At 69.5% G+C, this 26,121-nt stretch carries 24 protein-coding genes; 13 read left to right on the top strand and 11 right to left on the bottom strand.

The window, feature by feature from the left end; translation table 11 throughout:
* Window positions 1–37: 37 nt before the first annotated feature.
* The gene (locus tag ACNFOC_RS00785; protein WP_416955498.1) at window positions 38–496 is read left to right on the top strand and encodes a hypothetical protein; all 459 of its coding nucleotides are present in this window, start codon (window positions 38–40) and stop codon (window positions 494–496) included.
* 1 nt (window position 497) lies between these two features.
* On the opposite strand, the gene ACNFOC_RS00780 is transcribed toward ACNFOC_RS00785, so the two are convergent.
* Complete coding sequence (locus ACNFOC_RS00780; RefSeq protein WP_416955496.1) at window positions 498–1,358, bottom strand: endonuclease/exonuclease/phosphatase family protein; 861 nt, start codon at window positions 1,356–1,358, stop codon at window positions 498–500.
* 144 nt (window positions 1,359–1,502) lie between these two features.
* Between ACNFOC_RS00780 and ACNFOC_RS00775 the strand changes: the two genes are divergently transcribed.
* From ACNFOC_RS00775 to gnd, 3 genes are all read left to right on the top strand, one after another.
* Window positions 1,503–2,069, top strand: coding sequence for a GtrA family protein (locus tag ACNFOC_RS00775; RefSeq protein WP_416955494.1), 567 nt, complete (start codon window positions 1,503–1,505; stop codon window positions 2,067–2,069).
* A gap of 53 nt (window positions 2,070–2,122) precedes the next feature.
* Window positions 2,123–2,668, top strand: a complete 546-nt coding sequence (locus tag ACNFOC_RS00770; protein ID WP_416955492.1) for a hypothetical protein — start codon at window positions 2,123–2,125, stop codon at window positions 2,666–2,668.
* Between the two features lie 144 nt (window positions 2,669–2,812).
* Window positions 2,813–4,282: an NADP-dependent phosphogluconate dehydrogenase gene (gene gnd / locus ACNFOC_RS00765; protein ID WP_416955490.1), complete on the top strand. Its 1,470-nt coding sequence runs from the start codon at window positions 2,813–2,815 to the stop codon at window positions 4,280–4,282.
* A gap of 63 nt (window positions 4,283–4,345) precedes the next feature.
* Here the strand turns inward: gnd and ACNFOC_RS00760 are convergent, their stop codons facing one another.
* Window positions 4,346–5,341, bottom strand: coding sequence for a LacI family DNA-binding transcriptional regulator (locus tag ACNFOC_RS00760; protein WP_416955570.1), 996 nt, complete (start codon window positions 5,339–5,341; stop codon window positions 4,346–4,348).
* Window positions 5,342–5,634: 293 nt separating this feature from the next.
* Between ACNFOC_RS00760 and ACNFOC_RS00755 the strand changes: the two genes are divergently transcribed.
* From ACNFOC_RS00755 to ACNFOC_RS00740, 4 genes are all read left to right on the top strand, one after another.
* A complete protein-coding gene (locus tag ACNFOC_RS00755; protein ID WP_416955488.1) occupies window positions 5,635–6,561 on the top strand; it encodes a carbohydrate ABC transporter permease in 927 nt (308 codons plus the stop codon).
* Window positions 6,562–6,564: 3 nt separating this feature from the next.
* A complete protein-coding gene (locus ACNFOC_RS00750) occupies window positions 6,565–7,515 on the top strand; it encodes a carbohydrate ABC transporter permease (protein ID WP_416955486.1) in 951 nt (316 codons plus the stop codon).
* A 46-nt stretch (window positions 7,516–7,561) separates the two neighbouring features.
* Window positions 7,562–8,902, top strand: a complete 1,341-nt coding sequence (locus ACNFOC_RS00745; RefSeq protein ID WP_416955484.1) for an ABC transporter substrate-binding protein — start codon at window positions 7,562–7,564, stop codon at window positions 8,900–8,902.
* Between the two features lie 140 nt (window positions 8,903–9,042).
* Window positions 9,043–11,094, top strand: coding sequence for a beta-galactosidase (locus ACNFOC_RS00740; RefSeq protein ID WP_416955482.1), 2,052 nt, complete (start codon window positions 9,043–9,045; stop codon window positions 11,092–11,094).
* Between the two features lie 7 nt (window positions 11,095–11,101).
* Here ACNFOC_RS00740 and ACNFOC_RS00735 read toward each other — a convergent pair whose 3' ends face one another.
* The 3 genes from ACNFOC_RS00735 to ACNFOC_RS00725 all read right to left on the bottom strand — a co-directional run bounded on the left by ACNFOC_RS00735 (window position 11,102) and on the right by ACNFOC_RS00725 (window position 14,224).
* On the bottom strand, window positions 11,102–11,749 hold the full coding sequence (locus ACNFOC_RS00735) for a response regulator (RefSeq protein WP_416955481.1): 648 nt from the start codon (window positions 11,747–11,749) through the stop codon (window positions 11,102–11,104).
* On the bottom strand, window positions 11,746–12,993 hold the full coding sequence (locus ACNFOC_RS00730; protein ID WP_416955479.1) for a sensor histidine kinase: 1,248 nt from the start codon (window positions 12,991–12,993) through the stop codon (window positions 11,746–11,748). Before ACNFOC_RS00730 ends, ACNFOC_RS00735 begins: the two co-directional genes overlap by 4 nt.
* An 85-nt stretch (window positions 12,994–13,078) precedes the next feature.
* Window positions 13,079–14,224, bottom strand: coding sequence for an ABC transporter substrate-binding protein (locus ACNFOC_RS00725; protein ID WP_416955477.1), 1,146 nt, complete (start codon window positions 14,222–14,224; stop codon window positions 13,079–13,081).
* 310 nt (window positions 14,225–14,534) lie between these two features.
* Here ACNFOC_RS00725 and ACNFOC_RS00720 point away from each other — a divergent pair, with 310 nt between their 5' ends.
* Window positions 14,535–15,704, top strand: a complete 1,170-nt coding sequence (locus ACNFOC_RS00720) for a permease (protein WP_416955475.1) — start codon at window positions 14,535–14,537, stop codon at window positions 15,702–15,704.
* Window positions 15,705–15,815: 111 nt separating this feature from the next.
* Here ACNFOC_RS00720 and ACNFOC_RS00715 read toward each other — a convergent pair whose 3' ends face one another.
* The gene (locus ACNFOC_RS00715) at window positions 15,816–16,658 is read right to left on the bottom strand and encodes a phosphotransferase enzyme family protein (protein WP_416955473.1); all 843 of its coding nucleotides are present in this window, start codon (window positions 16,656–16,658) and stop codon (window positions 15,816–15,818) included.
* A 312-nt stretch (window positions 16,659–16,970) separates the two neighbouring features.
* On the opposite strand from ACNFOC_RS00715, the gene ACNFOC_RS00710 reads away from it, so the two are divergent.
* Complete coding sequence (locus ACNFOC_RS00710; RefSeq protein WP_416955471.1) at window positions 16,971–17,744, top strand: hypothetical protein; 774 nt, start codon at window positions 16,971–16,973, stop codon at window positions 17,742–17,744.
* 136 nt (window positions 17,745–17,880) lie between these two features.
* The gene (locus tag ACNFOC_RS00705) at window positions 17,881–18,657 is read left to right on the top strand and encodes an SDR family oxidoreductase (RefSeq protein WP_416955469.1); all 777 of its coding nucleotides are present in this window, start codon (window positions 17,881–17,883) and stop codon (window positions 18,655–18,657) included.
* A gap of 14 nt (window positions 18,658–18,671) precedes the next feature.
* On the opposite strand, the gene ACNFOC_RS00700 is transcribed toward ACNFOC_RS00705, so the two are convergent.
* Complete coding sequence (locus tag ACNFOC_RS00700; RefSeq protein WP_416955467.1) at window positions 18,672–19,571, bottom strand: HxlR-like winged helix-turn-helix transcriptional regulator; 900 nt, start codon at window positions 19,569–19,571, stop codon at window positions 18,672–18,674.
* 100 nt (window positions 19,572–19,671) lie between these two features.
* On the opposite strand from ACNFOC_RS00700, the gene eno reads away from it, so the two are divergent.
* Window positions 19,672–20,955 carry a phosphopyruvate hydratase gene (gene eno, locus ACNFOC_RS00695; RefSeq protein WP_416955465.1) on the top strand — a complete coding sequence of 428 codons (1,284 nt, stop codon included), beginning with the start codon at window positions 19,672–19,674 and terminating at the stop codon, window positions 20,953–20,955.
* Between the two features lie 95 nt (window positions 20,956–21,050).
* Here eno and ACNFOC_RS00690 read toward each other — a convergent pair whose 3' ends face one another.
* A complete protein-coding gene (locus ACNFOC_RS00690; protein ID WP_416955463.1) occupies window positions 21,051–21,347 on the bottom strand; it encodes a putative quinol monooxygenase in 297 nt (98 codons plus the stop codon).
* 112 nt (window positions 21,348–21,459) lie between these two features.
* On the opposite strand from ACNFOC_RS00690, the gene ACNFOC_RS00685 reads away from it, so the two are divergent.
* Window positions 21,460–22,422, top strand: a complete 963-nt coding sequence (locus ACNFOC_RS00685; protein WP_416955461.1) for a GlxA family transcriptional regulator — start codon at window positions 21,460–21,462, stop codon at window positions 22,420–22,422.
* A gap of 12 nt (window positions 22,423–22,434) precedes the next feature.
* On the opposite strand, the gene ACNFOC_RS00680 is transcribed toward ACNFOC_RS00685, so the two are convergent.
* The 3 genes from ACNFOC_RS00680 to ACNFOC_RS00670 are packed head-to-tail and all read right to left on the bottom strand — an operon-like array spanning window position 22,435 to window position 26,097.
* Entirely contained in the window at window positions 22,435–23,367 is a 933-nt protein-coding gene (locus tag ACNFOC_RS00680; RefSeq protein ID WP_416955460.1) for an NADP-dependent oxidoreductase, read from the bottom strand.
* Window positions 23,364–23,831 carry a MarR family winged helix-turn-helix transcriptional regulator gene (locus ACNFOC_RS00675; RefSeq protein ID WP_416955458.1) on the bottom strand — a complete coding sequence of 156 codons (468 nt, stop codon included), beginning with the start codon at window positions 23,829–23,831 and terminating at the stop codon, window positions 23,364–23,366. The genes ACNFOC_RS00680 and ACNFOC_RS00675 overlap by 4 nt, the downstream gene beginning before the upstream one ends.
* A gap of 46 nt (window positions 23,832–23,877) precedes the next feature.
* Window positions 23,878–26,097 carry an MMPL family transporter gene (locus tag ACNFOC_RS00670; protein WP_416955456.1) on the bottom strand — a complete coding sequence of 740 codons (2,220 nt, stop codon included), beginning with the start codon at window positions 26,095–26,097 and terminating at the stop codon, window positions 23,878–23,880.
* Window positions 26,098–26,121 lie beyond the last annotated feature (24 nt).

The following is a 26,121-nucleotide window of genomic DNA, read 5'->3' as shown; positions in this document are numbered from 1 at the left end:
CGGGGCGACGAGGACGAACAGGCGGCCGGGAGCGGACATGTACAAACACACCATGGTCGGAATCGTCACGCTCTGTGCCGCAGCCCTGCTCGGGCCGACCGTCGGTACGTCGTCGGCGGCCCCGACCGCGGTGCCGGTGGCGGCCCACCGGCAGCTCCAGGATCCCGTGCTCGTCGACTGTCTGTGGCACCCCGAGGTGCGCCCCACCGACTTCATGCTCGCCTGCGGCGACGGCAACAGCCGCCTCGCGTCGCTGCGTTGGACGTCCTGGAACGCCGACTCCGCGACGGCGACGGGCGTCAACTGGGTGAACGACTGCAAGCCCTATTGCGCGGTGGGCAAGTTCCACTCGTTCCCGGTGACCGTCCGGCTCGACTCCGCGCAGACCTGGAAGCGGCATCCGCAGGTGCGGCAGTACGGCGAGATCACCCTGACGTACCCCGGCGCGAGGCCGGACAAGTTCCAGCACACCGTGACCTACCCCTTGTGGAACTGACTCAGAGCGACAGCTCCACCACCAGCGGCCGGTGATCCGAGATCGCCGTCCTCGGGACGCACACCGTCCCTACGGCGTCCTCGCCGAGCCCCGTCGTCATGATGTGGTCGAGCTGGACGAGCGGCCGGTGTGACGGAAAGGTCGCCGGCCGGGCCGAACTCCGCCAGCCACGCGGCGCGGTCGCGTTCAGGGTGAGCCGGGGAAGCGCTCCGAAGAGGTTGAAGTCGCCCATCAGCACCTGGGGTTGGGGCAGATCGGCGATCCAGCGGCGCACGGTGCGCAGTTGCCCGATGTTCCACCCCGGCACGAACGACAGATGGACGGCCACGACGGTGAACGGGCCCTGTGGTCCTTCCAGTACGGCGGCCAGGACGGCCCGGGGCTGATCCCGGGCCAGCACCGGAGCGGCCCGCCCGGCGACCCGCAACGGCATACCGAAGGGGGCCGCCGGAAGCCGTAGGGCCCGCCACTCGTGGACCGGCAGCCGGGACAGCAACGCCAGTCCGTGCGAAGGGACTTCGGGCTGCCGGCCATCGGGGCCGTAGACGCGCATCCCGGGTTCGCTAGGGTCGAGGACCCAGCCCCGGCCCGGCACGGAGCGGCAGTGCAGCGCCGTCGCGTAGCGCCAGTGCCGCGCGCCCATCGCCTCGGCCGCGACGGCTGCCTGATCGACAGCGCCCGACCGTTCCTGGAGGCAGTCGATCTCCTGGAGTGCCACCACGTCGGCGTCCAGGCCCGCGACGGCTTCGGCGAGGGGAGCCGAGGGATCGCCGGGGGCAGCGGGGTCCGGGCGGCCGTCCGGCTGGATCTGCCGACCGTGCAGCACGTTGAACGTCGCGCATCTCACCAGTAACTCACCCATGATCAGGCCGCATTGTACGGAGTCCACCTGTGGGTGTGGTCCCCCGCCGCGAAAATGTACTTGCGTAACTCAATCAATCCGCTATAGTTGAGTAAGTCAAGCAAACTTACGCGGTCGCATCCAGAGGCGCAGCGTACGGAGCGGATGGAGACCGCCATGGACGACGCGCCCCGGACCCCGGCCGCTCCCGGTCCGCTCGCCTCCTTCGCCCGGTTCGTGGCGCTGGGCGGCGGTGTCGGGCTCCTCTCCAGCGGCGCCGTGACGCTGCTTGCCGAGCAGCTGCCCTGGGCGCTGGCGAACGCGCTGATCACCGTCGTCTCCACTCTCCTGTGCACGGAACTCCACGCCCGTTTCACCTTCGGCTCGGGGCGGCACGCCGGGTGGCGCCAGCACTGGCAGTCGGCGGGCTCGGCCGCGGCGGCCTACGTGGTGACCTGCGCCGCGATGTTCGTCCTGCACCTGGTGCAGTCGACGCCCGGGGCGCTGACCGAGCAGGTCGTCTACCTCGGCGCTTCGGGGCTTGCCGGACTCGCCCGTTTCCTGCTGCTGCGCCTGTACGTCTTCGCCACCGGTCGTGGCCGGACAGCGGTACCGGAGCAGCGGACAGTGTCGCGCGGCCCGCGGAAACTGCCCAGCCTTCAGGGCGTGTTGGAGGTACCGGCCACCACACAGGCCTGGCAGCAGCGGCAGTTCGCGCTCGCCTCCCGCTGACCTTCCCCATGATCAGTTACGCTGACCGTTTCCAAATCACAGGCGGCGGGGGCATGTTCACCAAGCAATTGATAGTGGGCGGACTGACAGCACTTCTCATCGGAGCGCTCAGCGCATGCGGCGGCGGGAGCGGAAGCGGCGACAGTGCGCGGTCCGCGTCCGGCGTCGGCCAGAGCGGTTCGAGCAGCACCGCACCGACAGCCCGGCCCACCCCCGACACCGTGACCGGGCTCCGTGACTCGGTCCGTCACCTCGCCAGACAGACGACGAAGGGCACTCGGCCGCACACCGTCACCAAGTGCTCGTCCGCCACCAAAAAGATCCGGCACACGTCCAGTTCGGGATCGGGCGCCAAGAAGAAGACCCGCACCTGGACCACCACGGAGCGGTACCGGAAGTGCTCGAAGATGCGCAGCGGCACCGAGACGTACACCCGGATCGTCCGCGCGGAACGGTGGTGCGTGAGCCTCGACGACGTCGGCGGCGACACCGGCAGGGACGACGTCTGGTACCAGGTCACGCGCGCCGTCTACGACGAGGTCCGCACCGCGGACGACCACGTGCGCGTGGAATTCGCCCCGGCCGGAACGGGTTGCTGAGAGGTAGGTCCGACTGCGGGGCGCCGGAACGAATTACGAATCGGGTTCCCGGACTTCGAGTCAATTCGTGATCACAGACGTACCTGCGGTCATGGGCGCCCCGCGCCGACCCGCCACGTCACCGACCCGGAGAACAGGCACCCCATGAACGCATCCGCACCGCACACCCCCGCCGCCGACGGAACCGCCCAGATCGGCGTCACCGGCCTCGGCGTGATGGGCCGCAACCTCGCACGCAACTTCGCCCGCAACGGCTACACGGTCGCCGTCCACAACCGATCGCCGCACCGCACCCATGAGTTGATGAAGGAGTACGGCGACGAGGGCGCCTTCGTCCCGGCCGAGACGGCCCAGGAGTTCGTGTCCGCGCTCGAGAAGCCCCGCCGCCTGATGATCATGGTGCAGGCCGGTCCGGCCACCGACGCCGTGATCGACGAGTTCGCCGCGCTCATGGAGCCCGGCGACATGATCATCGACGGCGGCAACGCCCACTTCGCCGACACCCGCCGCCGCGAGGCCGCCCTGCGCGACAAGGGCCTGCACTTCGTCGGCGCCGGTGTCTCCGGCGGCGAGGAGGGCGCGCTGAACGGGCCGTCCATCATGCCCGGCGGTTCGGCGGAGTCGTACGCCGTGCTGGGGCCGATGTTCGAGTCCGTCAGCGCGAAGGTCGACGGTGAGCCCTGTTCCACGCACATCGGGACCGACGGCGCCGGGCACTTCGTCAAGATGGTGCACAACGGCATCGAGTACGCCGACATGCAGCTCATCGCCGAGGCGTACGACCTGCTGCGCCAGGTCGGCGGCTACACCCCGGCCGAGATCGCGGACGTCTTCCGCCGCTGGAACGAGGGGCGGCTCGGTTCCTACCTGATCGAGATCACCGCCGAGGTCCTCGCCCACACCGACGCGGAGACCGGCAAGGCGTTCGTCGACATCGTCACCGACGCGGCCGGGCAGAAGGGCACCGGCCGCTGGACCGTGCAGACCGCGCTGGAGCTGGGTTCGCCGGTCACCGCGATCGCGCAGGCCACCTTCGCGCGCGCCTCCTCCAGCCAGGGCGACCTGCGCGCGGCCTACCGTGGCCTGCCCGGCGGCACCACTCCCCCGCTGAGCCGCACCGAGGCCGACCGGTTCACCGCCCAGGTCGAGCAGGCGCTGTACGCCTCGAAGGTCATCGCCTACGACCAGGGCTGGAAGATGATCCAGGACGCGGCGACCGAGTTCGACTGGTCGATCGACCTCGCCGCGGTCGCCGGGATCTGGCGCGGCGGCTGCATCATCCGCGCCTCCTTCCTCGACCGCATCCGTGCCGCGTACACGGCCGATCCGGGGCTGGTCAGCCTGTTGGGCGAGGAGCGTTTCGCGCAGGAGATCGGCGACGCGCAGGTCCCCTGGCGCGAGGTGGTCGCCTCCGCGGCCCGCCGCGGCATCCCCGTCCCGGCGTTCTCCGCCGCCCTGTCGCACTACGACACGCTGCGCGCCGACCGGCTGCCGGCGGCCCTGCTCCAGGGCCAGCGCGACTTCTTCGGCGCCCACACCTACGGCCGTACGGACCGTACCGGAGCCTTCCACACGCACTGGTCCCGTCCCGGCCGCCCGGAGACGACGGCCTGAGCCGTGCGCGCATGATGTTCCGGCCCTCCTGCCCAGGCAGGGGGCCGGAGTTCTTTGCGTCCGCTACTCGTCGGCGATGGCGGGCGCTGCCGTGCTGTCACGTATGACGAGTTTCGTGGGCACCAGCGTGGTGCCGTGCTCGTCGCCGCGCTCCCGCATCCGCCGTAGGACACCTTCCACGCACAGGCGGCCGACCTCGGCGAAGTCCTGGTGGACGGTGGTGAGGGGTGGCAGGAAGGAGCCGGCCTCGGGGATGTCGTCGAAGCCGATGACGCTGACGTCCTCGGGGATGCGCCGGCCGCGCTCGTGCAGGGCCCGCAGCAGGCCCAGGGCCATCTGGTCGTTGGCCGCGAACACCGCTGTGCAGTCGGTCTGTTGGGCGAGTTCCAGTCCCACGCGGTAGCCCGACTCCGCGGACCAGTCGCCGCGTACGACGGGGGGCACGGGCCGCCCCGCGTCGGCGAGTTCGGCGCTCCAGGCGTCGGCGCGGCGCTGGGCGGCGAAGGACTCCTCGGGTCCGGCGAGGTGCCAGACCGTGCGATGCCCGAGGTCAAGGAGGTGGCGTACGGCGGCCCGCGCTCCGCCGTTCTGGTCGGTGTCGACCACGCTGTAGCGGTCGCCCGCGTCGGAGTCGGCGACGACGACCTGGACGTGGGGCGGCAGGGAGATGGTCGCCGCGTCCAGGAGGTGGACCTCCATGATGGCGATGACGGCGTCGACGGCGAGTTCGCCGAGGCGGGAGAAGGCGCCGCGCACCTCGTCCTGGGTGGGCACGGCGACCGGCAGGAGCGTGACGGCGTAGCCCTCGTGCGCCGCGGAGGTGGCGATCGCCTCCAGGGTGCGCATGTTGCCGGTGGTGGAGAGGTTGAAGGTGATCACGCCGATGGTGCGGAACTCACCGCGTTTCAGCGCGCGGGCGGCGCTGTTGGGCCGGTAGCCCAGCTCCTTCATGGCGGCGAGGACCTGTTGCCGGGTCTCCTCGTTGACGCCTGCGAAGCCGTTCGACACGCGGGAGACCGTCTGTGACGACACGCCGGCGACGCGCGCGACATCCGCCATGGACGCGCTCGGGGCGCGTCTCGACGTCCGTTTCCCGGTGCGTCTGCGTGGCTTCTCCGTACCGCCCGAGGCGTCGCTCACTGTGTCCACCTGTATCCCTCACATATCGATCCGATCGCCTCGGCCGTGTTTCCCCAAACGACCCTTGACCACCGACATTGGGGCAGTGTAGACATGCCGCCATCAGATGTTTACGTAAACATAACAGGCCGGGGCCGTTGTGGACCGGGCTGTTTACGCAACATCGCGACGGCGTGTGACGCCGGTTCCGAGATGGACGAGCGAGGAACTACATGACGACGCTTCAACCCCCTGCGGCCGCGACTCGGCCTCCTACCAGGCAGTCGGCGAAACGGGACCGACGTTCCTGGACAGGGTGGGGTTTCATCGGGCCCTTCGCGGTGGTCTTCGCCTTCGTCTTCCTGGCTCCGATCGCGTACTCGATCTATCTCAGCCTCTTCCGCGACCAGCTCATCGGCGGCAACCACTTCGTCGGCCTGGACAACTACACGCAGGCCTTCCAGGACGACGAGTTCTGGTCCTCCCTGGAGCGGGTCTCGCTGTTCCTGGTGATCCAGGTGCCGATCATGCTCGGCATCGCCCTGTTCGTGGCGCTCGCGCTGGACAGCGGCCGGCTCTTCGGCCGGGACTTCTTCCGGATCTCGATCTTCCTGCCGTACGCCGTGCCCGCCGTGGTGGCCACCCTGATGTGGGGCTTCATGTACGGCACGCAGTTCGGTCTGGTGGGTGACATCAACAGCGCGTTCGACGTGACGCTGCCCGACCCGCTCTCCGCGCACCTGGTCCTGGCGTCGATCGGCAACATCGTGACCTGGGAGTTCGTCGGCTACAACATGCTGATCTTCTACTCCGCGCTGCGGGTCATCCCGACCTCGCTGTACGAGGCGGCGGAGATCGACGGCGCCGGGCAGTTCCGGGTCATCACGGCCATCAAGCTCCCCGCGATCCGCGGCGCCCTGGTCATCGCGACGATCTTCTCGATCATCGGCAGCTTCCAGCTCTTCAACGAGCCGAGCATCCTGCGGCCGCTGGCGCGCAACGCCATCACGACGGACTACACGCCGAACTTCTACACGTACTCACTGTCCTTCAACGGACAGCAGCACAACTACTCCGCGGCGGTCGCCATCATCATGGGGCTGATCACCATGATCATCGCCTACGTCGTGCAGCTCCGCGGCATGCGCAAGGGAGCCTGAGCCATGAGCACCCCCGTCACCACCGCCTCTCCCTCCGCATCCACGCCGTCCGGCGGCGGCCACAAGGGCGCGCCCCGGCTGCGCACCCCGCGCAAGAAGCACTCCCCCGGGCGCCCCAAGCGCAGCGTGCTGCTGACCGTGCTCACCGGTCTGATCCTGGTCTACACCGTGGTGCCGCTGCTGTGGCTGGTCATCAACGCGACCAAGACGCAGCAGGGACTCTCGGACTCCAACGGCCTGTGGTTCGCCCACAACTTCGCCCTCTGGTCCAACATCCACGACACGTTCACCTACCACGACGGCATCTTCGGCCGCTGGCTGCTGAACACCCTGCTGTACGTCGTCCTCGGCGCCGGCGGTGCCACCTTCCTGTCGATCCTCGGCGGCTACGCTCTGGCGAAGTTCAACTTCCCCGGCAAGCGCGCCGTCTTCGCCGTGGTCATCGGTGCCGTGGCGGTTCCCGGTACGGCCCTCGCGGTGCCGACCTTCCTGATGTTCAGCAAGGTGGGGCTCACGGACACCCCGTGGGCGGTGATCATCCCCTCGCTGGTCTCGCCGTTCGGCCTGTACCTGATGTGGGTCTTCGCCACAGAGGCCATCCCGGTCGAACTCCTCGAAGCCGCGCGGATCGACGGAGCGGGCGAGATCCGCACCTTCTTCCAGGTCTCGCTGCCGCTGCTCGCCCCCGGTGTCGTGACGGTGCTGCTGTTCACCACGGTCGCGACGTGGAACAACTACTTCCTGCCGCTGATCATGCTCAGGGATCCGAACTGGTACCCGCTGACCCTGGGCCTGAGCGCCTGGAGTTCCCAGGCCCAGACGATCGGCGGCGACGTCATCTTCAACTTGGTGATCACGGGTTCGCTGCTCACCATCGTGCCGCTGATCGCCGCGTTCCTGCTGCTCCAGAAGTACTGGCAGTCGGGTCTCGCCGCCGGAAGCGTCAAGGAATAACCCAACCCTCAAGTAGTCCCACCCACGAAGAAGTGGAAGCACCTCCATGCGCAGAACCACCGGCCGCCTGCTGCGCGGCCTCGCCCTCCTCTCCGTCCTCTCCCTGGGCGCGACCGCGTGCGGCAGTTCGGACGACGACAGCTCCAGCACCAAGGCTGTCTCCGCCTCTGACATCCAGGCGGCCCTGAAGAAGGGCGGCACGGTCAACGTCTGGGCCTGGGAGCCCACGCTGAAGACGGTCGCCGCCGACTTCGAGAAGAAGTACCCCAAGGTCAAGATCAACCTGGTCAGCGACAAGTCCGGTGACAAGTACTACACCGCGCTGTCGAACGCGATCGCGGCCGGCAAGGGCGTCCCCGACGTCGCCCAGGTCGAGTACTTCGCGCTGAGCCAGTACTCCCTCACCAAGGGCCTGACCGACCTGACGCCCTACGGCGCCGACAAGCTGGCCTCCAAGTACACCGCGGGTCCGTGGAACGCCGTGAGCGACGGCTCCAAGGTCTACGGCCTGCCGATGGACTCGGGCCCGATGGCGATGTTCTACAACAAGAAGGTCTTCGACAAGTACAAGATCGCCGTCCCGACCACGTGGGACGAGTACGTCGTCGCGGCCCGCAAGCTGCACAAGGCCGACCCGAAGGCGTACATCGCCAACGACGCCGGTGACGCGGGCTTCACCACCAGCATGCTGTGGCAGGCCGGTTCGCGCCCCTACAAGGTCGACGGCACCAAGGTGACCGTCAACTTCGAGGACGCGGGCGCCAAGAAGTACACGGAGACCTGGCAGAAGCTGATCGACGAGAAGCTCCTCGCGCCGATCAACGGCTGGACCGACGACTGGTACAAGGGCCTCGGTGACGGCACCATCGCCACCCTGACCACCGGTGCCTGGATGCCCGCCAACTTCGTCAGCGGCGTCGCCGGTGCCTCCGGTGACTGGCGCGCGGCCCCGATGCCGCAGTGGACCGCGGGCGGCAAGGCCAGCGCGGAGAACGGCGGCAGCTCCCTCACCCTGCCCACTCTGGGCAAGAACAAGGAACTCGCCTACGCGTTCGTCCAGTACGCCAACGCCGGCGCCGGCATCCAGACCCGCGTGAACGAGGGCGCCTTCCCGGCCACCAAGGCCGAGCAGCAGTCCGCGGCGTTCCAGGACAAGACGTTCCCGTACTTCGGCGGGCAGCAGGCGAACAAGATCTTCGCCCAGTCCGCGTCCGAGGTCGCTTCCGACTGGTCGTACCTGCCCTTCCAGCAGTACGCCAACTCGATCTTCAACGACACCGTCGGCAAGGCCTACATCTCGGGCACCACGCTGGCTCAGGGTCTGAAGAGCTGGCAGGACGCCTCCGTCAAGTACGGCAACGAGCAGGGCTTCACGGTCAACAAGTAGTGACCCGCTCGAAGTAGCCGCCTCAAGAAGTAACCGGCACCTCCTCGGGAGCCGCCGCCGAGCAGCAGTTCGCTCGGCGGCGGCCGCCCGGACTCCACCCCGCATCTCGTACCGCCCGTGCAGTAACCGGAAGGACCATCATGATCTCCACCCTCCTGTCCCAGTTGCGGCACGGGCCGGACGGTGACGCCACCCCCCGTCTCGCCTACGGCGCCGACTACAACCCGGAGCAGTGGCCGCGGGAGGTGTGGGACGAGGACATCCGGCTGATGCGCGAGGCCGGCGTCAACATCGTCTCCTTGGGGATCTTCTCCTGGGCCCGCATCCAACCCGCCCGGGACGCATGGGACTTCGGCTGGCTCGACGAGATCATGGACCTGCTGCACGCGGGCGGCATCGGCGTCGACCTGGCCACCGCCACCGCGTCCCCGCCGCCGTGGCTGAGCACGGAGCACCCGGAGATCCTCCCGGTCACCGCAGCCGGCGAGACCCTGTGGCCGGGCGGCCGCCAGCACTGGCGTCCCACCTCGCCCGTCTTCCGCGAGCACGCGCTGCGCCTGGTACGGAAGTTGGCCGAGCGGTACGCGGACCACCCCGCGCTGGTCGCCTGGCACGTCTCGAACGAGCTGGGCTGCCACAACGTCTACGACTACTCCGACGATGCGGCCCGCGCCTTCCGCGACTGGCTCCGCGCCCGCTACACCACGATCGACACGCTCAACCAGGCCTGGGGCACGGCCTTCTGGTCGCAGCGGTACAGCGACTGGGAGCAGATACTGCCGCCCCGGCTGGCCGCCTCCTTCCCGAACCCCACCCAGCAGCTGGACTTCAAGCGTTTCTCCTCCGACGCGCTCAAGGACCATCTGCGCTTGGAGCGCGACCTGTTGCGCGAGATCACCCCGGACGTGCCGGTCACCACCAACTTCATGGTGATGGGCAACACCAAGGGCATGAACTACGCCGACTGGGCCGCCGAGATCGACTTCGTCTCCAACGACCACTACGTCACGCCCGGTTCGCAGGACCGCGACGAGCTGTCGTTCTCCGCGAACCTCGTCAGCGGCATCTCCGCCGGCCGCCCGTGGTTCCTCATGGAGCACTCCACCAGCGCCGTCAACTGGCAGCCCGTCAACGTGGCCAAGCGCCCCGGCGACCTGGCCCGCGACTCCCTCCTGCACGTCGCGCACGGCGCCGACGCCGTCTGCTACTTCCAGTGGCGCCAGTCGGCGGCCGGCGCCGAGAAGTACCACTCCGCGATGGTCCCGCACGCCGGTGCCGACAGCGAGGTCTTCCGCGCGGTGGCCGAACTCGGGCGCACACTGCGGACGTTGGCGCCCATCGCCGGGTCGGACCGCGAGACGGCCCGGGTCGGCATCGTCTTCGACTGGGAGTCCTGGTGGGCGAGCGAGCAGGACTCGCACCCCACCGACCGGCTCGACTACCGGCAGGAGGCCCTCGACTGGTACTCCGCCCTCCTCGACCTCGGCGTCCGCGCCGACATCGTCACGGCGCAGACCGCCCTGGACCGCTACGACGTGGTGATCACGCCGGTGCTGCACATGATCCCGGCGGCCCTGTCCAAGGAACTCACGCGCTACGTCGAGCAGGGCGGCCACCTGGTCTCCACCTACTTCTCCGGTGTCGTGGACGAGAACGACCACATCTGGCTCGGCGGCTACCCGGGCGCCCTGCGCGACCTGTTGGGCATCCGCGTCGAGGAGTTCGGCCCGCTGCTCGACGGCGACACGGTCGAGCTGGACCTCGGCGGCTCCGCCACGGGTTCCCTGTGGACCGACCGGATCACGGTGACCGATCCCGAGGTGGAGGTGTTGGCCCACTACCGCAGCGGTACGTACGCCGGCCGCCCCGCCGTCACCCGCCGTACGGTGGGCGGGGGTTCGGCCGCGTACGTCTCCACGCGGCTGGGCCGCGAGGGCCTCGCCGGGCTGCTCCCCGAGTTGCTCGCGCCCGCCGGTGTCGCCAGTGAACTCCCGGACGCCGCGAGGGGAGTTGTGGAGCTGACCGTGCGCCGGAACGCCGAGAGCCGCTATCTGTTCCTGGTCAACCGGACCGACGGGACAGTGCCGTTGACCGGTCTGTCCGGGGAACTGCTGGTCGGCAGCGCGGGCGAGGACGGCTTCCCCGTGCTCTCCCCCAGGGATGTCGCGGTAGTGCGCCGGCCCGCGATCTGACGACGGCTCATGTGAGTTCGAGCAGCCCCCGGCGGACGGCCTCCGACACGGCCGCCGCCCGGTTGTCGACCTTGAACTTGCGGTAGATCCGCACGAGATGGGTCTTGACCGTGGCCTCGCTGAGGAACAACGCCTCGGCGATGGCCCGGTTGCTGCGGCCCTCGGCCATCAGCCGGACGACCTCGATCTCGCGCTGGGTCAACTCCTGCGCGGGGCTGACCACTTGGCCGACGAGTTCGCCGACGACGTCCGAGGCCAGCCCGACCGAGCCGCCGGCGGCCGTACGGACCGCCTGGAAGAGTTCCTCCGGCGCACCCGCCTTGAGCACATAGCCGCGGGCGCCCGCCTCCAACGCCCGTACGACATCGGCCCGTCCGGCATAGCTGGTCAGCATGACGACAGCCACGCCCGGCGCCCGCACGGCGAGCCGACGCACGGCCTCGATGCCGTCGATACCGCTCCCCGCCCCGGCGAACCGCAGATCCATCAGCGCGACATCGGGCGTCAACCGGGCTGCCAGCCGCACGGCTTCCTCACCGCTGCCGGCCTCGGCGATCACGTCGAGGTCCGGTTCGCCGTCGAGCAGGGCGCGCAGTCCGGCCCGTACGACGGCGTGGTCGTCCGCGACCAGGAGGCGGAGCGGTGCGGCGGTCATGCGGTGGTCGCCGCGGTGAGAGGTGCGACCGGTTGGATCCGGGGCGCGGCGGACACCGTGGCGCGGATCCTGGTCCCCCGCCCCGGCACGCTGCTGACGTCGAGGTCTCCGCCGCATTCGCGCAACCGCGCCCTGGCCGCGGGCAGCCCGAAGCCGCGGTCCGCGCGGGCACCGGCAGCGAAGGCCGCGGCGGGGTCGAAGCCCAGCCCGTCGTCGCTCACTTCGAGTTCCACCCGGTCCCGGTGCCGCCGGTAGGTGACCAACACGCTTGTCGCGCGGGCGTGTTCGCGTACGTTCGCCATCGTGCTCTGGGCGACGCGGAAGAGGGTGGTGGCCGTGTGGTCGTCGAGGACCGGCTGCTGCGTGCCCACCGCGCGGAACTGGACCCGAGCCCCGGCGCCTTCCGTCCGCGATCGGGCGCACAGCAGCCGCAGCGCGTCCTCCAGGCCCGCTTCGGCGACGGCGGCGGGAGTGAGATCGCGGATCATCCTCCGGGTCTCCGCCAGATTCGCGCCGAGGCCGTCGGTGACGGCGCGGACCCGGGTACGCGCCACGTCCGGCCGCTCGTCCCAGTCGCGCTCGGCCACCTGGAGCAGCATCACGCTGCCGGCGAGCTCCTGGGCCAGGGTGTCGTGCAGGTCGCGGGCGATACGGGTGCGCTCCGCGAGCACGCCCGCCTGACGCTGTTGCTTCGCCAACGTGTCCCGTGTGTCGCGCAGTTCTTCGACGAGCCGCTGGCGGACGGCCGCGTCCCGCTGCTGGGTCCGGTAGAGGGCGACGGTCGCCCACACCGCCGCGACGGGGACCAGCGCGACCTCGGGGTCGAATCCTCCCGTGGACCGCACGAGCGACCCGACGAGTACGACGGTGATCACGGCCACGGTCACCACGGCAGCGCGGCGGCCCAGCACGCGCAGGGCGGCACAGGCGAGCGGAACGGCGCACCACACGTAGGCAGTTGTCAGCGGTGCCTGGGTGAGGAAGGTCAGGACGGTCCACAGCAGGATCAGTACGGGGATCCACGCGCGCCTGCCGAGCGGCCCGAGCCGGTCCCACCACGTCAGTCCGCCCGCGTACACCAGTGCCAGCGCTCCGCTGAGGCTCACGATGTACCAGCACAACGGGACGTCGATCAGGGCGAGCCGGACGAAGCCCGCCCCGACGACGAGGAACAGCGCGAGATGGGAGACGTGCTCCAGGGTGAGCCGGCTGCCGCGAGCGGTCAGCGGAACGCGAGCGGACACGGCAGATCCCCTTGGGACAAGTGATCCGGACAGGGTCCCCGAGTCTATCCGCCACCTGTATGAACAGTGTGAACAGTGGGGCCCGTCACGCCCCCGGGTGCAGCCCCAGCCAGCCCGGGGAGGGATCACCCTTGACCTCGCCGAAGTAGAGGGCGAAGGTCTGCTTCCACCGCTCGACCTCCGCGCGGTCGGCCATGAAGCGCGGGAAGCCGTCGATGTGCGCGTTCGGGTACTCCCAGAGCGGCTTCAGCCCCGCCGCGAGCGTGGTGTCGGTCCGCACCGACCAGCCGTTGAAGGACGCCCGCTGCTGGGCGTCGGACAGCTGCCAGTTGAGGTAGAGCTTGGCGGCCGTACGGTTCTTGGCCTGCTTCAGGATCGCGGCACGCTGGCCCCAGGCCATGAAGGGGTCGCTGTCGGGCACGACCCACTTCACGGGAGACGTGGAGGCAAGCGAGCCCGATGTGGCGACGCCGATCGCCTTCTGCCCGGCGCGGACGGCGTCTCCCGGGGAGTTGCTGCCCCGGGCGAACCGCACGTCCTGTCCGGCGAGCGCGGCCACCCACTCCCAGCCGTACCGCTGCGCGTACAGCGAGTAGAGGTAGAGGGACGCGTCGTCGTCGTGCGGGTAGGACGAGGCGATCTTCCCCTTCCACTTGGGGTCGATCAGATCGAGCGGAGACTTGGGAGCATCCGCCCCGACCGCGGCGACGTCGTACAGGAAGCTGAAGGCGATCGCGCCGATGGCGACCCAGGCGCCCTGCGGGTCCTTGAACCTGTCGTAGACCTTCGAGAACCCGGCAGCCTTGTAGGGCAGGAGGCGGCCCTGCTCCTTCCAGCGCGTGAAGTCCTGGAGCGTCTGGAGCTGTACGACATCGGGGACCAGGGTGTCGGTCGCGAACTGGTTGTCCACGCGCACGTCGTGGTACTTGCTGTAGTCGACGATCAGCGTCAGATCCATGTCGGGAAAACGCTTCTTGAAGGCCGCCTTGGTGGCGTCCTGCTGGGTCGGTGTGTCACCCCCGGCGTAGATCACCAGCTTGCCGCCGTCGGCCAGAGCGGCCCGGTACAGCTCGTCGAGCGTTCGGGTCTCCTCGGCTCCGGAGCCACTCCGGGAGGACCGCCCGGCCGAGGCGGCAGCGGCGGGCGTGGCCGCGGCACCGAGCACACTCATCCCGAGGGCGGCACCGGCTCCACCGGCGAGTACACGTCGTCTGCTGAGAAAACTGGACACTCTGCGGGCCTCTCTGAGGGGGGCTTGAAGCCATGGGGTGCGTGGGCGGAAGCCCGGCGCCATGGTCATTCGTGATTCTTCAGCCGCTCGGGGACCGTTCGCGTCGTCCGTACGGAGCGAGGGACGCGCGCGAGGTTGAAGCCGCGTTCAACCGATCGGTTGAACGGCCTCCCATCGTCGGTGTCACCGCAGGAGCCGTATCGGACAGGCCTTGCCGGACAGACCTTGCCGACAGGCCCTGTCGCGCGCGCTTAATACCCCCTGGGGGTATAGTCGCCCTGTCAGGCACACACCGGAGAGGGGCGGGTTCATGGGAGCGATCGGGCACGCGTTGTCCATTGCCGGTTCGATGACCTGGGAGGTCACCTGGGCGCTGATCCTCGGGTTCACGCTCTCCGCCGTCGTGCAGGCGGTGGTGCGCCGGTCGACGGTCGTACGGCTGCTCGGTGACGACCGGCCGCGCACGCTCGCCCTGTCCGCCGGGCTCGGCGCGGCCTCGTCGTCCTGCTCGTACGCGGCCGTCGCGCTCGCCCGTTCCCTGTTCCGCAAGGGCGCGAACTTCACGGCGGCCATGGCCTTCGAGATCGCCTCCACCAACCTGGTCGTCGAACTCGGCGTGATCCTGGCCCTGTTGATGGGCTGGCAGTTCACCGCCGCGGAGTTCGTCGGCGGGCCGATCATGATCGTCGTCCTCGCGGTGCTGTTCCGCCTCTTCCTGCGTCAGCGTCTGCTGGACCGGGCGCAGGAGCAGGCGGAGCGCGGGCTGGCCGGTTCCATGGAGGGGCATGCGGCGATGGACATGTCGATCGGGGGCGAGGGCAGCTTCGTCCGTCGGCTGTTCTCGCGGAACGGGTTCACGTCCGTGGCGCACATCTTCGTGATGGAGTGGGCCGCGATCCTGCGGGACCTGGTGGCCGGGCTGCTGATCGCGGGCGCGATCGCCGCCTGGGTGCCGGACAGCTTCTGGCACACGTTCTTCCTCGCGGATCATCCCCTCGCCGCGAAGCTGGTCGGACCGCTCGTCGGCCCGTTGGTGGCCATCGCGACCTTCGTCTGCTCGATCGGCAACGTGCCCCTCGCGGTGGTGCTGTGGAAGGGCGGCATCAGCTTCGGCGGAGTGATCGCCTTCATCTACGCCGACCTGCTGATCCTGCCGATCCTGAACATCTACCGGAAGTACTACGGCGCCCGGATGGCCGGCTTCCTGCTGGTCACCTTCTTCGCCGCGATGGCCGTCGCCGGGTACATCGTCGAGTTCGCGTTCGGCGGCCTCGGCCTGATCCCCGACCAGGCCGACGCCAAGATCCCCGACGACGGGATCACCTGGAACTACACGACCTGGCTCAACATCGTCTTCCTGCTGCTGGCCGCGAGCCTGGTCGTACGGTTCCTGCGCAGCGGAGGCCCGGCCATGCTGCGGATGATGGGCGGTTCACCGGAGCACGGCGAACAGGAACAGGGGCACGAGCACCACCATTAGGTTCTGGCCAGACCCTCGCCGCGCACCCGAACGACGACGACACGTACACCAGCTCACGGCACGGCGAGGCGCACCTGACGGCCCGCCCTCCTCGGCATCACCGAACGAGCCCTACGGTCCGACGACAAGACGAGACCAGACCTCGGCATGGCCCCGGATGTAGTCGATGTCCCGTACGTACAGGGCGAGATGCCCCTCCTTGATGTGCCGCCGGAAGTTCTCATCACCGGCGGCCGCCCCTTCTTGCATGAAGTCCGCGAGGGACTGCAACCGCGGTGCGGCCGTATCCATCACCGCCTGCCGTTCTTGACGCGTGCAGCCGTACGCGTCGAGGAAGTCCCGTGCGCGGCGGGCCTGTTGCTCGGTCGTGCCCCAGCCGTCGTGGTTGTCGGGGTGGGTGAGCGGGGCGTAGCGGTAGAGGGCGTAGGCGAGGTCCCAGGCCCGGGGGCCGGGGCGGGCGGCGTCGAAGTCGATGAGCCCTACGGCCCTCTCGCCGGAGAAGACGCAGTTGTACGGGGCGAAGTCGCCGTGGCAGATCACCTCGACCGGCGCGAGCGCGTCGAACTGCCAGTCACCGCCGGGGTGTTGGGCGAGGTCGGTGGTGGCGTCGTGGTAGCGGCGCAGGAGGCGCGCCGAGGTGGTGAGTGCCTGGTTGCTGCGGACCGCGTCGGGCAGGGGGTAGTTGCCGACGTCGCCCGCCAGGTAGGTCAGGATCATCCGGCCCTGTTCATCGGTGCCGTGCGCGGCGGGGGCGCTTTCGAAGCCCTGGCGTTCGAGGTGGTCCAGCAGCCGGTGCACGGCGGGGCTCCAGGGCATGACCGGCTTGCGTACGGTCTCACCGATACGGAAGACGCGGGCGGTTCCGCCACCCGTCAACTCCTGTGCCTCCGCCTCTACTTTCCCTTTTCCTTCCCCATCCCCATCGTCGGGGTACGGGCAGGGGTCGACTGACATGTCGATTCTCCTCGTGTGCCGGGATGCCGGGATGTTCTGGGCGCTGCGGTCCGGGCCCTTCGCCGACGGGAGGCTGCGAAGGTGCATGGCCGATCAAGTAGCTTACTTGGACGGCCTGTTACCGTGCCGCGGCGAAGACGGGGGGATGCGATGTCGGAGATCAGTGAAATGGAGACAGTCTGGGCGCCGTCTCCCGCCGACCTCCGGGCAGGGGGACGCCCTCTGTGGTGGACCGTCGGGCCGACAGGAGAACTCGCCGTCCTATTCGTTCACCGGAAGTACCTCCACCAAAGCCCCTACATCAAGGGCTGGGTGGGATGGGGACCGCAGCTGCCGTTCGACGGGGTGTTGGTGATCCGGCAGGCCGACGGGTCGGTTCGACGCCGGCCGATCAAGGATGTGCAGGTCTGGCCCAGTCACATCGCTCTTCTCCCGGACTCCCGACTCCTCGTTGCGGGCGGTCGCACGCGCAAGGGGGACACGGGTTCGTGGACGCCGAACGCCGCCGTGTTCTCCCTGGCGAGCGGCGAGCGGCAGGACTCCTTCTGCATCGGTGACGACATCCCCGCGCTGGTGACCGACCACAACGGATCGATCTGGACGGCCCACGGTGATGAGGGCATCTACGGAGGACATCCGGAGTCGTCAGCCGGGCTTGCCGGCTGGAGTACCGCGGGGGAAGCGATCTGGGCCCCCGCGGGTCGTCTCCCCGACAGGCCTTTGCAGGGCTGCACCGCTGCCACCGAGGGCGACCGGGTGTGGCTGATCTGGTACTCCGGGATGCGTCGCGGCGGCACGTTCCTCACGCGGATCATCCCCTCCACGGGCGAGGTGACGAGCTGGCCGAGCCCTGTGGGCAAACCGGATGGATTCGCCGTACGCGGCAATCGAGCGGTCCTCACGAGGCGCGACCACAACGAGCCGGTAACCGAAGTGGTCCGGGCCGAGCTGCTCGGCGACACCTGGAGCGTGACCGGGCGGCACAAGGTCGAAGTGCCCGGGCCGGTTGTCCTGCGCTGCGGTCAAGGGCGCGACGGAATTCTGTGGCTTCGCGCCGGCGACACCTGGCTTCGCGTCAAGGCCTGATCCTGATACACCGCGCCGAGCGTCGCCGCTGTCGAGACCTGCCCGACACGGGCGCCGGACAGTCGCTTCCGCACAGAAGCAGCCCTGCGGAAAAGGCAGTTGCCGTTCCGGTCGCGGTCATGAACGATCGCCGATCATGATGACGAGCTCCGTTCACCCCACTGCCCGTCCGCTCGCCCTGATCACCGGAGTGGGGCGGACCGTCGGCATCGGCGCGGGTATCGCGCGTCAACTCGCGGCCTCCGGTTGGGACATCGCCTTCACCTACTGGACTCCCTACGACGAACGCATGGCCTGGGGCCCCGAGGCGGGCGCGACCGACGCCATCACCGAAGACCTCGCCCAACACGGCGCCGCCATCACGGCAGTTGAGGCGGACCTCGCCGACCCGGAGACTCCGGCCCGTGTCTTCGACGCGGTCGAACGCGACCTGGGCGGTGTCACAGCCTTGGTGATGTGCCACTGCGAGTCCGTCGACTCCGGTCTGCTCGACACCACCGTCGAAAGCTTCGACCGGCACTTCGCGGTCAACACCCGCGCCACCTGGCTGCTGATCCGCGAGTACGGCCGACGGTTCGCCGCCGCACCGGGCAGCGGCCGGATCGTCGCCCTCACCAGCGACCACACCGTCGACAACCTCCCCTACGGCGCCAGCAAGGGCGCCCTGGACCGCATCACCCTGGCCGCCGCACACGAACTCGCCCGCCTCGGCATCACCGCCAACGTCGTCAACCCGGGGCCGGTGGACACCGGTTGGATGACCGACGAAGGGCGCGCGCACGTGCTCCGCCAGACGCCGCTGAACCGCCTCGGCACCCCGCAGGACACCGCCCACCTCGTCGACTTCCTCTGTTCGCCGGAAGGCCAGTGGGTCAACGGCCAACTCCTCATGAGCAACGGCGGATTCGCGTAGCACGGCCCACCGCTTCAGACAGCACGAGCGCACTCCTCGGCCAACCGCAGGCTCTGCCCGACAGCATGCGGGATGTCGTCGACCGGGAACAGCGTGTGCCGTACGGTCCGTTCGGCGTCGACGATCAGGATCAGGCGTTTGTGGCGCAGGCGGCCGGCACCCCGGAACGTCGGCAGCCGTAGGGCCGCGCCAAGTTGGTGGCGGGCGTCGGAGAGCAGCGGGTACGGGATCTCCTCGGCGCGGGCGAACTCCGCCTGTTCGTACGGGAGTTGGGTGCTCATGCCGCGTATGTCCACGCCCGCGCGGCGGAAGTCGGACCAGGCGTCCCGGAAGAGGCGGTTCTCCAGGGTGCAGCCGGGGGTTCCGGGGATCTCCTCGTCCCAGTCGACTCCTGTGCCGGGGTAGGTGAACAGCACGGTCGCGGCGGCGTCCGGTGAGACCACGGGCAGGTCGGCGCCCTGTGCGCCGGGGAGTTCGAGGTCCTCGGGCACACGAGTGGCGGGGAGTCGGAGTTCTTCCGGCACGCGGGTGCCGGCCAGGGCGTGCATGCGAGCGTGCTCGGCACTGTCGGCGTCGGCCGTGGCGGTGAGGCTTCCGTCGCCGAGCACCCATCGGTCGCCCCAGTTCTGCATGGCGACGAGGAGGGGCAGCAGCGCGAGCCCGGCATCGGTGAGCACGTACTCGTAGCGCACCGGTCGTCGTTGGTAGAGGCTGCGGCGCAGGACGCCTTGGGCGACGAGCCGGCCGAGGCGTTCGGTGAGGACGTTGCGGGACAGTCCGATCTCGGCGGCCAGCGCGTCGAAGCGGACGTGGCCGCGCGCGATCTCCCGCAGGATCAGAACGTTCCACCAGTCCCCCAGAACCACGGCGGCCCGGGCGATGCCGCAGGTCTCGTCGGCGTTGTGCATCCTCATGCGCCCATAGTAGGTTCTCTTTCAGGACTCACTTTGTTTCTCAGTGGAACTTACCGCCCGCCGATGTCCGAGACGCGGGCCCAGCATGAGGAGCTGCACCGTGACCGCCATTAGCCGGGTCGTCGCACGGGAGATCATCGACAGCCGGGGGAATCCGACCGTCGAGGTCGACGTCGAACTCAAGGACGGCTCGCTCGGCCGCGCCGGCGTACCGTCGGGCGCCTCCACCGGCGCCCGGGAAGCGGTCGAACTCCGCGACGACGACCCAACCCGGTTCCACGGCAAGGGAGTTCGCCGCGCCGTCGACGCCGTCAACGAGAGCATCGCGGACGCCGTGATCGGACTCGACGCCGAGAACCAGGCCGCCGTGGACCGGACCATGATCGAACTGGACGGTACGGACAACAAGGCGCGACTCGGCGCCAACGCCCTGCTCGGCGTCTCCCTGGCCACCGCCAAAGCGGCCGCGACCGCCCACCGACTGCCGCTGTACCGTTACATCGGCGGCGTCGACGCCCGCCTGCTGCCGGTACCGATGATGAACATCGTCAACGGCGGCGCCCACGCCGACAACCCGCTCGACTTCCAGGAGTTCATGATCGCGCCCATCGGTGCGGCCACCTTCGCCGAGGCCGTCCGGATGGGCTCCGAGGTCTTCCACACCCTGCGCCGTGACCTGATCGCCGCTGGCCACAGCGTGAACGTGGGCGACGAGGGCGGCTTCGCCCCCGACCTGCGCACCGCCGACGAGGCCCTCGACTTCGTCGTGCACGCCATCGAGAAGACCGGCTACAAGCCCGGCACCGACATCACGCTCGTCATGGACCCGGCCACGTCCGAGTTCTTCCACGACGGCGTCTACGACTACACGGGCGAGGGTGTCCGCCGCACCCCGGCCGAACACGCCGACTACCTCGCGACGTTGGTCGACCGCTACCCCGTCGCGTCGATCGAGGACCCGATGGCCGAGGACGACCACGAGGGCTGGCAGGCGCTCACCGCCCGGCTCGGCGAGCGCTGCCAGCTGACCGGCGACGACGTGTTCTGCACCAACGAGGCGCTGCTGAGCGCCGGGATCCGGGACGGGATCGCCAACTCGGTCCTGGTGAAGGTCAATCAGATCGGCACCCTCACCGAGACCTTGGCCACCGTCGCGACGGCCCACCGGGCCGGCTACACCGTCGTCATGTCCCACCGCTCCGGTGAGACCGAGGACACCACCATCGCCGACCTCGCCGTCGCGACCGGCTGCGGCCAGATCAAGACCGGTTCGCTGTCCCGGTCCGACCGCACCGCCAAGTACAACCAACTCGTCCGTATCGAGGAGGACTTGGGCTACCAGGCGCGGTACGCGGGGCGCACCGCGCTGGGGCTGCGCCGCTGACACCGGGGAGGACCGTCACGTGTGGCGCCGGGGCGTCACCACTTCGACGGCAGGCCAAGGGATCCCTGGACCGGACGGACGGGTGTCCGCTCCGGTCAGGAGACCTTGGCCCCCAGCAGGTCGACCGCGGTGATCACCGGCGGCGCGGCGAGCTTCGTCTGCGCGGCCTCCCCCAGCGCGGCGGCGATCCGGCCCACCAGGTGTGCCTGACGTCCCTCCTCGTCCTCGAAGGTGTCGAACACCCCGAAGACGGTGGCGCTCTCACGGAACGCGAACCACGTCACCGTGCCCTCTTCCCGCTCGGCCAACTCCTGGGCTCCGCGCAGCATGGCCTCCACCTCGTCGGCGTATTCCGGCTTGGCCTCGATGCGTACCAACAGACCGACCTTCACTGTGACCACTCCTCGCGTACGAACCGCCGGGCTCCCGGCGCACGACGAACCTATGGCGGCGGCCGGTGATCACATCAGCGGCAGAAACGACACCGTTGATAGTGTTTCCGCCATGCAGGTAGCGGTCGTCGTCTACGACGGTGTGTTCGACTCGGGGCTCTCGGCGGTCCTCGACGTGCTGAACAACGCCAACGCGCTGGGCGGGCAGATCCACGAGTCCTCACCCACCTGGAACGTGACACTGGTCGGCCCCGCTGCGCAGGTGCGGACGGGGGCGGGGTTCCTCGTGTCCCCCGAGCCGCTCGAGGCCGCCGAGACCGCGGACCTCCTGGTCGTACCGGCACTCGGGGAGAGCGATGCCTCGGCGCTGCTCGACCATGTCGGTGGCGAGGTGTCCCGGCCCGTCCGCGATCTGATCGCGCGAACTCGCGCCCGCGGTACGGCCGTTGCGTCGGCCTGCGCGGGTACCTTCCTGCTGGCCGAGGCGGGCGTGCTGGACGGGCTGCGCGCCACGACGACCTGGTGGCTGTCGCCGGCGTTCCGGAACCGGTATCCCAAGGTCCAGCTCGACCACAGCCAGATGGTCATCGGCTGCGAGGGCGTCATCACCGCCGGCGCGGCCTTCGGCCATGTCGATCTCGCGCTGGCGATCGTCCGGGCCGGCAGCCCCGCGCTCGCCGACCTGGTCGCCCGCTATCTCGTGGTCGACGAACGCCCGTCGCAGGCGGCGTACACGATTCCCAGTGCGCTGGCCCAGAGCGATCCCACCGTCGCGGCCTTCGAGGTCTGGACCCGTGAGCATCTGGCCGAGCCCATCAGCATCCCCGAGGCGGCGAGAGCCATCGGGATCAGCGAACGGACGCTACAGCGTGCCGTGCAGCGCACGGTCGGGACGTCTCCGATCCGGTTCGTCCAGGACCTGCGCATCGAACGCGCGTCCCATCTCCTGCGCACCACCGGCCTGTCCCTGGAGACGATCTCCCGGAGGGTCGGCTACGAGCACCCCAACACGCTGCGGGTGCTCCTCCGTGAACGCACCGGGAAGACGACATCGGCGCTGCGCGGCAGCAAGTGACGCCAGGCCGCTTCAGGGGATGAGCACGATCTTTCCGCGCGTGTGACGCTTCTCGATCTCGGCGAACGCGTCACGGACGCGGTCGAGCGGATAGGTGGCGGCGATGGGGATCTCGATACGGCCGGAGGCGACGAGGTCGGCCATCTCGGTGAGGACCTCTCGGGTGGAGGCGTCGGCGCTGCCCGCGCTCCTGGTGCCCAGTTCCTGTGCCTTCTGGAACGAGATGATCGTCTCGATCCGGTCCCTGGGAATGCCTAGTTCCACGGCGAGTTGGACGTACTCGGGGCCGAAGAGGTCGATGAAGGCGTCGATCCCGTCGGGCGCCGCCGCGGTGAGCGCGTCGGCGAGCCGGTCGCCGTACGGAACCGGGGTGGCTCCGTGGGCGGTGAGCCAGTCGGCGTTGGCGGGCGAGGCGATGCCGAGGACGTGTGCGCCCCGTACGGCGAGGAGTTGGACGACGACGGTGCCCACACCGCCGGCCGCGGCCGAGACGGCGACGGTCTCACCGGGCTTAGGGGCCACCGCTTCGACGGCGGCCCACGCGGTGCAGCCGACGACGTAGAGGGAGCCTGCCACCTCCCAACTCAGGGCGTCCGGCTTGGGGATGAGCTGCGACACCGGTACGACGACGTGGGTGGCCTGGCTGGAGCGCTGCCAGGAGAAGCCGAGAACCTCGTCGCCGAGGCTGAAGTCGGTTACGCCCTCGCCGAGTTCGGTGACGACGCCGGCGAGGTCGCTGCCCTGGCCGGACGGGAAGGTCGCGGGGAACCGCTCGTGCATCGCGCCCGAACGGATCGCCGCCTCACCGGGGTTGATGCCGGCCGCCCGGACCTCCACGAGGACTTCCCCTGCGCCAGGTCGGGGCATCGGCACCTCGGTGACGTGGAGGACGTCACGGTCGCCGTACTGGTCGAAGCGCACTGCTCGTGCTTGTGCGGGGCTCATCTGGTCTCCTTTTTCAGGGGTGTCGGCCCGGGTCCCGGGTGTGCGGGGGTGGCGGCGCGGAGCACGGCGAGCGCGCTCGCGAGGTGGCCGAGCGCCGAGTCCGGGAGAGGGCCGGCCAGTCGTGCCGCAAGTTCGCGGTCGAACACGGGACCGGCCTGCGCCACCGACTCCCGCCCCGCCGCCGTCAGTTCGACGATCGAGGAGCGGCGGTCGGCGGGGTGCGGGCGCCGGGTGCAGTGGCCGAGTTTCTCCAGCCGGTCGACGGCCTGACTCGCGCCGCCGACCGTGATCGAGAGGGCGGCGGCTATGTCGTTCACCCGGCAGGAACCCGCGCGTTCGACGACGAGCATCACGTTCAGACCGCCCAGGGTCACGTCGCACTCCTGCCGGAGCCGGGCGTCGATCCCGTTCCACAGGTCGGTCTCGAAGCGCACCAGGTCGTCGAACACTTGCCGCAGGTCCACGGGCGGGCCCTCCCCGCTAGATACATTAGCTCTAATCATATTAGAGCTAATGCACTGTGGACGCATCCCTCTCGACCGACTCGGGCTCGGGCGCGGGACCGCCCTCGCTCAGACCGAACCGCTCGTGGAACTTCCGCAGGAAGCCGGGCGCGTACCAGGCCGAGCGGCCGAGCACGCGCATCGCGGCGGGGACGAGGATGCCGCGTACGGCGACGGCGTCGATGAGAATGGCCAACCCGCTGCCCAGGCCGAAGAGTTGCATGAAGCTGAGCTTGGCCGTCCCGAAGGCGAAGAAGCTCACCGCGAGCAGACAGGCGGCCGCGGTGACGATGCGTCCCGTGTGCCCGAGGCCGTTGGTCACGGCGGACTCGTTGTCCTCGCCGAGGTCGTGGAGTTCCTTGATCCGGCTGGTGACGAAGACCTCGTAGTCCATCGACAGGCCGAAGGCGATGCAGAACATCAGCACGGTCATGGAGACGTCCATGGGCTGTGCCGTGAAGCCGAGCACGGAGGAGAGGTGGCCGTCCTGGAAGATCCAGGTCATGACGCCGAGGGTCGCGCCGAGGCTGACCATGTTGAGGAGCAGCGCGCGCAGCGGCTGTACGACGCTGCCGGTGAAGAGGAAGAGCAGGAGGAAGGTGGTGAGGGCGACCAGGGCCACGGCGAGCGGGAGCCGGTTGCCGACGGAGTGCTTGGAGTCGACCAGTACGGCGTCGACCCCTCCCACCAGCGGGTGTGTCCCGGCGGGCGGGGCGACCGCCCGCACGTCCTTGACCAGGCTCTGGGCCGCGTCGGACTTCGGTGTCAGGGTGCTCACCACGCTGATCTGCTGTGCGTCGGGGCGGCCGAGGGCGGTATTGCCGGAGCCGGTCGCCGTGGACTGTCCGTCGGCGTAGGTTCCCGTGCTGGTCTCGACGCGGACGACGCCCTTGAGGCCGGACAGTTCGGTGGCGTACGACTCCAGCGGGGCCTTGCTCAGGGGCTTGTCGATGACGATGTGGAGGGCGGAGTCGTCGTTGCCGTTGAACTTCTCGCGCAGGACCGAGGAGACCTGGCGGCTCTGGGCGTCCTCGGGCAGGACGCGTTCGTCCGGTGTGCCGAAGGTGATGCCGAGGAGCGGGCCGGCGGCGACCAGCAGGACCGCGAGGACGGGCAGCGCGGTGAGCGCGGGGCGCCGCATGACGGTGGCGGCCAGCCGTCCCCACAAGGGTGCGCGGGTGGCGGAACGCGTGCGGTTCGCCCAGGGCAGCCGGCCGCCGTTGACCCGGTGGCCCAGGACGACGAACAAGGCCGGCATGACGAACAGGGTGCTGACGGCCGCGATGACGACGACCCCGACACCGGCGTAGCCGAACGAGCGCAGGAAGTACTGCGGGAACACCAGGAGCGCCGCGAGCGCGGCCGCCACGGTCGCGGCGGAGAACGCGACCGTACGGCCCGCCGTGCTCACCGTGCGCCGGACGGCGTCGTCCACGCTCGCCCCCGTCGCGAGCTGCTCCCGGAACCGGCTGACCATCAGCAGGGCGTAGTCGATGCCCAGGCCCAGGCCCAGCGCCGTGGTCAGGTTGATCGCGAAGACGGAGACGTCGGTGACACTGCCGAGGACGTACAGCTCCGCGAACGTGCCCGCGATGGCGATGGTGCCGATGGCCAGCGGCAGCAGGGCCGCGACCATGCTGCCGAAGACGAGCAGGAGGAGCACGAGGGTGAGCGGCACGGCGATGGACTCGGCCAGGACGAGGTCCTCGCCGGACTGCGTACCCATGTCGCTGGTCACGGCGGCGCCCCCGCCCGCCCGGACCGTGAGGGTCTTCTCGTACGGCCCGGTGTAGGCGTCGATGACGCTCTTCGCGTTCTCGTCCCGCTCGGTGTCGTCGCCCTTCACATGGGCGAGCACCATGGCGTCGCGGCCGTCCGTGGAACGGAGGTCCGAACTGCCCGTGTCCCAGTACGAGATGACGTTCTCGAGGTGCTGGTCCTTCCTGAGTTCGGCCACCAGGGCCCGGCCGCTCCGCTGCGCGGTCGGAGTGTCGACGCGTCCTTCGGAAGCACCGACCAGCAGGACCAGATTCGTCTCCCCGCCGAACTTCCCGTCGATGACCTTCGCGGCCCGGGAGGACTGCGAGGCCGGGTCGTCGTAGCCGCCGCCCTGCAACTTGGCGAACGCGCCGGCGCCCAGGACGCCCATGAGTGCCACAGCCACGACGGCGACGACGAGTACCAGCCGGGAGCGGCGGATCGCCAGTTCGGCTATGCGTTCAAACACGCCTGTTCTCCTTAGATATCCATA

Source organism: Streptomyces colwelliae, from assembly GCF_048158785.1.
GTDB lineage: Bacteria > Actinomycetota > Actinomycetes > Streptomycetales > Streptomycetaceae > Streptomyces.
Note: the sequence above shows the minus strand (reverse complement) of the source record. Positions and strands in the feature narration are given on the sequence as shown.